The organism is Gracilibacillus oryzae, assembly GCF_009498735.1.
In the GTDB taxonomy this organism is placed as follows: domain Bacteria; phylum Bacillota; class Bacilli; order Bacillales; family Amphibacillaceae; genus Gracilibacillus; species Gracilibacillus oryzae.
The window spans coordinates 181,401-189,998 of sequence record NZ_ML762432.1 but is presented as its reverse complement, the minus strand read 5'-3'; the positions used below and the strand labels follow the sequence as shown (position 1 = coordinate 189,998).

The 8,598-nt window shown below is 35.7% G+C and carries 10 protein-coding genes; 1 reads left to right on the top strand and 9 read right to left on the bottom strand.

The window, feature by feature from the left end:
- Window positions 1–226: 226 nt before the first annotated feature.
- From F9U64_RS13345 to F9U64_RS13330, 4 genes are all read right to left on the bottom strand, one after another.
- Window positions 227–448: a hypothetical protein gene (locus tag F9U64_RS13345; RefSeq protein WP_153404368.1), complete on the bottom strand. Its 222-nt coding sequence runs from the start codon at window positions 446–448 to the stop codon at window positions 227–229.
- Window positions 449–726: 278 nt separating this feature from the next.
- Window positions 727–1,695 (bottom strand): 2-hydroxyacid dehydrogenase, encoded by a 969-nt coding sequence (locus F9U64_RS13340; protein WP_153404365.1) that lies wholly within the window; start codon window positions 1,693–1,695, stop codon window positions 727–729.
- Window positions 1,696–1,736: 41 nt separating this feature from the next.
- Window positions 1,737–2,546, bottom strand: coding sequence for a pyruvate, water dikinase regulatory protein (locus F9U64_RS13335; RefSeq protein ID WP_153404362.1), 810 nt, complete (start codon window positions 2,544–2,546; stop codon window positions 1,737–1,739).
- A 19-nt stretch (window positions 2,547–2,565) separates the two neighbouring features.
- Window positions 2,566–3,204, bottom strand: a complete 639-nt coding sequence (locus F9U64_RS13330; RefSeq protein ID WP_153404359.1) for a helix-turn-helix transcriptional regulator — start codon at window positions 3,202–3,204, stop codon at window positions 2,566–2,568.
- A gap of 408 nt (window positions 3,205–3,612) precedes the next feature.
- Here F9U64_RS13330 and F9U64_RS13325 point away from each other — a divergent pair, with 408 nt between their 5' ends.
- Complete coding sequence (locus F9U64_RS13325) at window positions 3,613–4,845, top strand: MFS transporter (protein WP_153404356.1); 1,233 nt, start codon at window positions 3,613–3,615, stop codon at window positions 4,843–4,845.
- Window positions 4,846–4,886: 41 nt separating this feature from the next.
- Here F9U64_RS13325 and F9U64_RS13320 read toward each other — a convergent pair whose 3' ends face one another.
- The 5 genes from F9U64_RS13320 to F9U64_RS13300 all read right to left on the bottom strand — a co-directional run.
- Entirely contained in the window at window positions 4,887–6,599 is a 1,713-nt protein-coding gene (locus F9U64_RS13320; RefSeq protein ID WP_153404353.1) for an acyltransferase family protein, read from the bottom strand.
- 78 nt (window positions 6,600–6,677) lie between these two features.
- On the bottom strand, window positions 6,678–6,902 hold the full coding sequence (locus F9U64_RS13315; protein ID WP_153404350.1) for a type 2 periplasmic-binding domain-containing protein: 225 nt from the start codon (window positions 6,900–6,902) through the stop codon (window positions 6,678–6,680).
- 18 nt (window positions 6,903–6,920) lie between these two features.
- Window positions 6,921–7,601 carry an ATP-binding cassette domain-containing protein gene (locus F9U64_RS13310; RefSeq protein WP_153404347.1) on the bottom strand — a complete coding sequence of 227 codons (681 nt, stop codon included), beginning with the start codon at window positions 7,599–7,601 and terminating at the stop codon, window positions 6,921–6,923.
- On the bottom strand, window positions 7,594–7,968 hold the full coding sequence (locus F9U64_RS13305) for a GntR family transcriptional regulator (RefSeq protein WP_153404345.1): 375 nt from the start codon (window positions 7,966–7,968) through the stop codon (window positions 7,594–7,596). The genes F9U64_RS13310 and F9U64_RS13305 overlap by 8 nt, the downstream gene beginning before the upstream one ends.
- Window positions 7,969–8,598, bottom strand: a 630-nt coding sequence (locus F9U64_RS13300) for a hypothetical protein (RefSeq protein ID WP_194287370.1), incomplete at its 5' end; no start/stop codon positions are given. It abuts the gene before it with no gap.

Here is an 8,598-nt window from a genome sequence, read left to right as displayed (position 1 = left end):
GCTGAAGCCGAGCCCACGGAAAGCGAAGTGGCCGGACGGAGCGACATCCTTGCACACTATAGATTTCAAAAACTACTCTAAAAATGTTACTGCTCATAATCCCTATTATGTGCAGTAAGTATATTTTCTTTTAAATAACAAATATCAGCAGAATCTTATAGAATGAGACTTAATCAGTCGGGACATTACAGAAGTATAGTGATGTATTAAAAGATAAATTTTAAATTTAAACAGTTGGTTTAATAATAGTTTGCCACCATAGCAAAATACTGATTAAGATTGCAACAAATACAATAATACTCTTCGCGCTGTACGGGATTTTATTAGGTATAAATCGAAGTACCAAGGAAACGACGAGACCAGCAATAAACATATATATGACAGCATAAATCAACATACCTAAAAGATTATCCACTGGCATTTGCATTGATTCTCTAATTAAATTCACAATTCCACCTCATTAAAATATCCATTCCAAAATTATTCACAAGTACTATCATACATGATTCAGATCAATTTGGAAGCTTTTTCTCAGTTTTTTTTCCAGAATTTAAGCTTTAAAATTTTAAAGCAGCTTATACATCATCATAATGAATATTGATGACTGCTTTATTAACTAACCACTTGCATCCTAATCTATATTTTCATTATTAATTGTACAGGGAATAAATTAATTCAAAAAAAAAAAAGACAATCGATTAGATTGCCGTTAATGAATTCCAATCCTTATTGCAGTTCTTTTATTAATGCATCGGGTTTTTCACCTTTTAGCAATTGAAGCATATTTTTTGCTGCAAATAATTTCATCTCTTCGCGTGTTTCCGCTGTGGCAGACCCAACATGCGGCAATGTCACGACATTATCCATTTCTAGTAAGGGATTATCTTTGGCGACAGGTTCCTGTTCAAATACGTCTAATCCCGCTCCAAGAATCTCCTTATTTTCCAGTGCATTAATCATAGCTTCTTCATCTACCACTGCCCCACGTGCTGCATTAATAAAGAAACAGGTTGGTTTCATCATTTTAAAAGCTTCAGCGTTTATCATATGATGGGTTTGTTTCGTTAATGGTGTCATCAGTAAGATAAAATCAGAAGTTTGCAAGAGGCTGTTCATTTCTTCATATTTTACGTCCAATTCTTTCTCCACATCTTCTTTCCTGCTGCGATTATAGTAGCTTACTTCCATTTCAAAGCCTAATTTGGCTCGTCTGGCAACTTTTTCCCCTATTCTGCCCATCCCGATAATGCCTAATTTTTTATGATGAACATTATAACCGAATAAGGATTGATCAACTGACCGGTTCCAGTTGCCTTCTCTTACATACTGCTGCAGTTCTGGAATCCGTCTTGCTGTTGCTAGAATTAAACCAAATATTAAATCTGCTACTGTTTCATCAAGAACATAAGGAGTATGTGTTGCAATTACCTTTGATGCTTTTAATGCTTCTATATCAAGGTTGTCATACCCAACAGAGATATTGCTGACACCTTCAATATTTTTAGCGGTTTGCAAAAACTCTTGATCAATTTTGTCTTTTGAGGTTATTAATCCATGAAATGATGGTATTTTCTGTAGTAATAGCTCCCGAGGCATTTTTTCTGATTTGTCCCATCTCTCTAATTCAACTTCACTTTCTAAGTAATCGATAACTTTCTGTGGAATTGGTTCTGTTACTAACACTTTTTTCTTCATCCGTTCACTCCTCCACTATTTATGATATTTATGTATAACACTTAGATTTCTGTACGTATCTTCATGATGATACCTGCTGTCTCCTCAATCGATTTATCTGAAACATTTATTACCGGACAATTCAATTGTGCCATCCAATTGTTAGCGGTCTTAAGTTCCTTCTTGATCTGATCCATTGAAGCATACCTGGACTGAGCTGGCAACCCTAATGTTTTTAATCGCTCTGTTCTTATCTTTAGAAGATGACCAGGATCAATCGTCAAACCAACAACCATTCTATCTGCTGGTTCAAATAACTCTTCTGGAGGGTTCATCTCTGGTAAAATCGGCAAATTAGCTGTTTTGATTCCTTTATGTGCTAAAAAGATGCTCAGCGGGGTTTTAGAAGTCCGCGATACACCAATCAAGACAACATCTGCAAGTAACAAACCTTTCACATCTTTCCCATCATCATATTTCACCGCAAATTCTACTGCTTCAATTCGTTTGAAATACTCTTCATCAAGAACCTGTCTTTGACCTGGTTCAGGTTTTGGATCACTGTTAAATGTATCAATATATGCTTGCATCATGGGGCCCATCACATCAACAGCTCGGATGTCCTGGCGAATTGCTTCCTGCTGCATTTTTGCACGTAATTCAGGCTGTACCAAGGTATAAGCAATAAAGCTGTGATTCATCTTTACTTGTTTGACAATTCTTTCAATTTCTTCTTCTGTTTGAATGTGACTATACCGTTTTACCCCTACTTCATTATTGGTAAATTGTCTGATTGTTGCTTGTACCACTGCCTCTGCAGTCTCTCCAACTGCATCTGAACAAACATAAATAAATGTATTGTTATGTGTCATCCATAAGCTCTCCTTTGTTTTATGCTTCAGATTCTACTTCAATTAATGATTTCACAATATTCGTTTTGGTTATTCTTCCGACTACTTTTAATGCGAGCGGATTTTCATTTACTTTTTTTACAACAGGCAGACTGTCAATTTGATAGTAAATTAGTTTTCTTGCAGCTTCATAGACACTGTCATCCGACTCTATTGTATAGACTTTCGGTTTCTTTGTCATAACTAATTGAATCGGCATAGAAGCAGCTTGTGCATTTCCCAATGTAACTTTTAGTAAATCTTTCCGTGATACGATTCCGGCTAGTAACTGATTCTCATCAACCACGACTAATGTTCCGACATCTTCGAGAAATAAAGAAATCACAGCATCGTTAACGGTAGTAGAAGCATCAATGGTCACTGCAACACTTTGAATCTCTTTCACCGGCGTTGTGTGCCACCAGTCAGAACGTTCCATATGATTCAGACTTTTCTTACCAAGAAAGTATCCTACTTTAGGCTTTGCTTCTATATTGCCTGTCATTACCAAAACAGCTAAGTCAGATCGAATGGTACCTTTGCTGACTCCGAGCATTTCTGCTATTTGTTCCGCTGTTATTGGTTCATGCTTTTTTAATATTTCTATTATTTCTTGTTGCCTTTTCGTAAATTCGATCATTCTTTTCCTCCTGATCTATCCATCCCAAAAACATATAAATATAGTATCCTGTCCTATATCCATTCAAAATTATATTAACATATTTTTGTTTGGAGAATTGAAAAAGGTATGTTAAATAAAACAAAAAATTAAATTATCGTCTTCTTATTGATTATTAATTCGACGTTCTCCTATATAACACAACATTTTATATATATACGCCGCATTATATACCGTTTACATAATTATGTAAAGTATGTTAGCCCATTGAGGCGTTATGACCTGTTTTAAGTACTAATTTTAATATTTACACATTCTATAAAAACGCATACAATATAATTAAGAGAGACTTTGATAACAAAAGAATCTTCATTCGGCATTTAGCCGAATAGAAAAAAGTATTTAGCTTACATAGGAGAATTAGTATTCATGCTTTCCAACAGAACAAATTATAGTTTGTTATTAGTCAGTGTTTTTGGTGGTTTTTTAATCTTCGGTATTTCGGAAAATATAAAAGGTCCTGCTCTCCCTGATATGCAGGCAGAACTCAGCTTAAGCAATGGTAAGCTTGGCTTGCTTCTGGCAATAAACTCTTTCAGCTTTTTGATTGCCTGTACATTTACTTCATGGCTGATTGATAGAATTGGTGCGAAAATTACCAGCATTCTAACATTTTCCATTATGGCTTTATCTGGGGTATTTATTTTTTTGTCGACAAACTTTCCTACTTTAATCGGAGGCTATTTTCTTCTCTACCTGGGAAATGGCATGTTAGAAATCGGGCTTGCCATTATTGCTGCAAGAATCTTTAAGAAAAATACTGGGACGATGCTAAATTTGTCTCACTTTTTTTACGGATTAGGCTCAACTGCAGCACCAATTGCAGCAGCACATATGATGGGATGGGAAATTTCCTCCACTGTGCTTGGTTGGCGCGGGATGTATATGATCATGTTATCATTATCCTTGCTGCCATTGATTCCAGTGATGCTTAGCAAAATTCCCAAAGAGGTCAAGGAGGAAACGGAAGATCGGACATCTATTAGAAAATTAGTTAAAGATCCTATTGCCTGGCTAATTGTCATTGCATTATCAATGGCAGTGACTGCTGAGTTAGGAATGGCGGCATGGCTTGTAAATTATCTGGTCAAAGTGTATGAATGGAATCTGGCCGATGCCTCTGCAATGTTATCCATTTTCTTTTTTACATTTATGCTGGCCAGACTGCTACTCGGACCATTTACTGATCGTTTCGGGTACACAAAGTCGATGATAATTTTCGCTTTATTTGCCGGTGTTGTAAGTCTGATTCCCATTTTTGCAGGTGACCGTTATGCGATATTATTTGCCATTGCCGGATTCGGTATTGGTCCAATCTACCCGACAATGATGGCTTTAATTGCAAAAAAATATTCGAAAGGGACTGATACTGCCATTACTTTCACTGTTACACTAATCGGCATTGTAACAGTATTATCCAATTTGCTTATTGGTTATATTATTGAATTTGTGACCTCCCTTTCCTTACGACCAACATACGAAGCAAGCAATCAGCTAGGTATGCAGGCAGGCTACTTATTTTTAGCAATTACTGCCCTATTGTGCGGGTTAACTTGTATGGAAATATTCCGAAGGTTAAAAAAAGCACAAATGATATTATAATAAAAAAGCATGGTCTCATTGTGAGTACCATGCTTTTTTTATTATGGTGTCAAACCTTCTATTTCCATTGAATTCACGATAGCTGTTCCATTATCAAGAATACGCACTTCTGCACTTACCTGATCACCTTTTTCAAGAAATATCGCTAGAGGAACCTTACTGCCATTTACAGAATAAATGGTTTGATCACCGTCTATCAAAAATTGAACTACTTGACCCTGGTCCGTTGATGTAACAAGTACTCTACTGATTTGGCCAGTTCTTGATTCCAGTGAAGCTTCGTCTGTTGCACCAACATTCCCTGGATTCTGCACTAATGCCAATCGGTATGCAGATAACGCTTCATTTGCTGTATCGCCAAACACAACAAAATCAGAGTCATTTGCTTTAATATACGCATATTGCTTGTGTAATCCATTCGGGTCGAGAACATTTACCACCCATGTCGGATTTCCATCAATGTTGTATAGTACCGGCATATAACCTTCCCAGCGTTTTTCCGGAAATTCTTTATTTACAATTTGCTTTGCGCCTTCACTATCCATAATCGCATAATCCTGGTCTCCACTGTAATAGGTCAATTCACCTGTCCTGGCATCAATCAATGAATAACCTAATGCTGAATCAATATTCTCTTTCGGTGAAGTAAAATCGGTAAAATAGAACATCTTGCCATTCTCATCAAAAATTGGTGTAACACTTGTTTCGGATCCAGACTCATTTGGTATTTTCACATCACGTTTTCCAAATATACTGTTTAACCAGCCATGAATATATTTACCGAAATATTCATTTTCCAAAGAAGCAATTTCCGAACTGATCGAACCATCAATAAAGTCTGGTGCTTCACTTGTATTATACATTTTCATTTCACTAGTTACAGGATCAATAACAACTACTTTAAGCTTACTCATATCAGGTTTATTCGTAATATGCATTGGTCGATAAAGTGTCTGGACATACCAGGGCTTTCCGTCTTCATCCACTTCAATCTGGGCCTCCCCAAGCTGAATGTACTGAGGATATTTATTATAAATCACCCGATTGACATTTTTGTGAAAATAACTTGAGTTGGTGTATTGCATCGTACTTTCATGAAATTCAGGCTGAGCATTTATATTTGTTGCAGAAATCATAAAATAACCTGGTGTTTCTTTTCCACGAACAAATTTCCAGAAGTCTGAGAATTCTACTGGTGCAATATATACTACTTCTCCATTAACTTTCTGTACCTGAAGTTTCCCAAGCCCATAAAATTGTGGATTAGGAACAAGACTCATTGCTTTTTGAATTTTATTACGTGCAAATTCTGGCGCAACTGCTATCGGTGTCTCATCCTTGGTTAAGGGTTTTGCTTCTTCTTCCAAAGATGTGTGAATTGATTTATGTGCCTCATCCAGAGTGACGAAGCCTGTTATAATTACGACGATTATACTAATAACTGCTATCGTAATAAGAGAGATTAATGGCATTACCTTCCTTGTTTCGGCTTTTTCACCAGGTTTAATGGAATATAGAAAAAGCGGCAATAAGATTATCGCAATAACAGTATTGGCTATTATTATGTTAGGTACGGAAATGGTCGGCATTGTAAAATAAAAAATTGCCGCAGTGATAATAAATCCTGTTACAAACAAGACCAATCCTCTTCTAAAAACGCTTGTTGTATTCTCTTTAGAGAGACTTACTGTAATAATTACCCCTGTTAAATATAAAATCATCGCGAGTAACGATGCTATTAGAACACCTATCATAAAAATGTCCCCTTTCTTATCTGTTAGAATACTTTACGATTATGTGAGATGAAAGGTTTCATTTCTTTTTTCACTATCCTAGTTTACGGGTACATAACCAGTCTGCTCAACAATTTTCTGTCCTTGTTCGGATTGAATCCAGTCAAGCAAAGGAGCTGTATTCGGATTATTGCTGCCTGCAGTAACTGCAAAAAATTCATCAATAACAGGATAGGAACCATTTTGGATATTTTCTTTTGTCGGGTCCACTCCGTTTATTGCAATATGTTTGATCTCGCCATCCTTTGTGTTGATTTCTTCCATACCAAATTCACTCATCTCTTATAAATATATCTCTTCGAGCCAGTGATTGAGCCCTTTTCCCTCTGTTATCCGAATGTCTTCTACTTCCCTCTGAGTTACTATCGTCCCCTCCCGCATCACTATTACTTCATCGAGGAGTGGCTCTACTTCTAATAATTCATGTGTTGTAAGCAATATTGTTTGATTATCTAAATCTACATACTCTATAATCCCTTTGACAATTTTTTGCTTAACAAGTGGATCAAGCCCAGACAGAGGCTCATCCAGCATTAATAAGGGAGCTTTTCTAGCTAGAGTTACAGTTATTTTCACTCTGCCTAACTGTCCTTTTGAAAGATATTTAATTTTTTCATTTTCATTCAAATGGAAAAATTCTATAAGCCGATTTGCTTTTTCAATATCAAAATCACTATACTGTGATTGATAATAGTCGATTAATTGTTTTATTGTGAAATAGGGATAAAAGTAATCACTGTCATGACAATATGCCATCACATTACTCATGTCATTGATGTTGCTTATTTTTACACTCCCGCTAGATGGTTGCATTATACCGGCAATTATTTTTAAAATGGTTGTTTTCCCACAACCATTTTCTCCGATTATACCAATAATCTTTCCTTTATCTATTTTGGCCTTGCAATTGGATAAAATATGTTTAAATCTTATTTTTTTGCTTACATTCGCTATTCTAATCATTTACTTCTCTCTCCTTATATTGAGACAGGTTTGACTGAATTTCATCACTAGTAAATCCAAGCCCCTTCATGTCTTGCATAAACTGTTCCACATACTGTTTGACGAGCTCTTTTCTCCAGCGGTCAATCACTTCATGGCTTTCTGTAACAAATGTTCCTTGCCCTCTTTTTGTAACAGCAATTTTCTTACCTTCCAGTTCTCGATAAACCCGTTGGATTGTATTAGGATTCACACCTTCTTCTAGTGCAAGTTCTCTGACAGAGGGCAACTTATCGCCAGTATGCTTCTTTCCGCTAATAATTTCCTGAATAATCTGATCAGCGATTTGAAGATAGATCGGCTTATCTGTGCGAAAATGTTGTGCCACTTATACTTCCACCTTCTTTTTTAAAAACCATGTAACAAGAAAATAAAGTAAGAACAAAAGAACGAAAATAGCAATAATATAACTGATTGAAATATATTCTTGTTCTAATATTTGCTGATTACTATCAATACTTTCATAATATTTAACCCTCCATAATCCACTGAAATAACTCAAATACTCATCGATTAGCGGAATGATATATTGGGAGAAATAAATAGCTGTTATAATGATAAGCATACTTAGAGAAAAACCAAGTTTATGTTTGAGCCATTGATGGAATACCCATGCCGTATACAGGAATATAGATGCCATAATGGAGATTATCCCTAAATCGATAATAGTAAATCCAAATGCCTGAAAGAAGTCACTTAAATTGAAGGAGAGCCGATTGAATAATTTTAAGGTATATGCAACCAAAAGTGTTACAAAGAAGTAAATCACAGAATAAATAAAACCATGTAAAAATTTGATATGAATTAATTTTGCAATTGTTTGCTTCCTGTATAAAAACATTGCTAATTCATGAACTTCCATGTTTAAACTGAAGATAACAGTTGCTGGCATTATGACTAAACTAATACTTGCTAAACCAGTAACTATCACAACATCACCCCGTATAACCATATCATT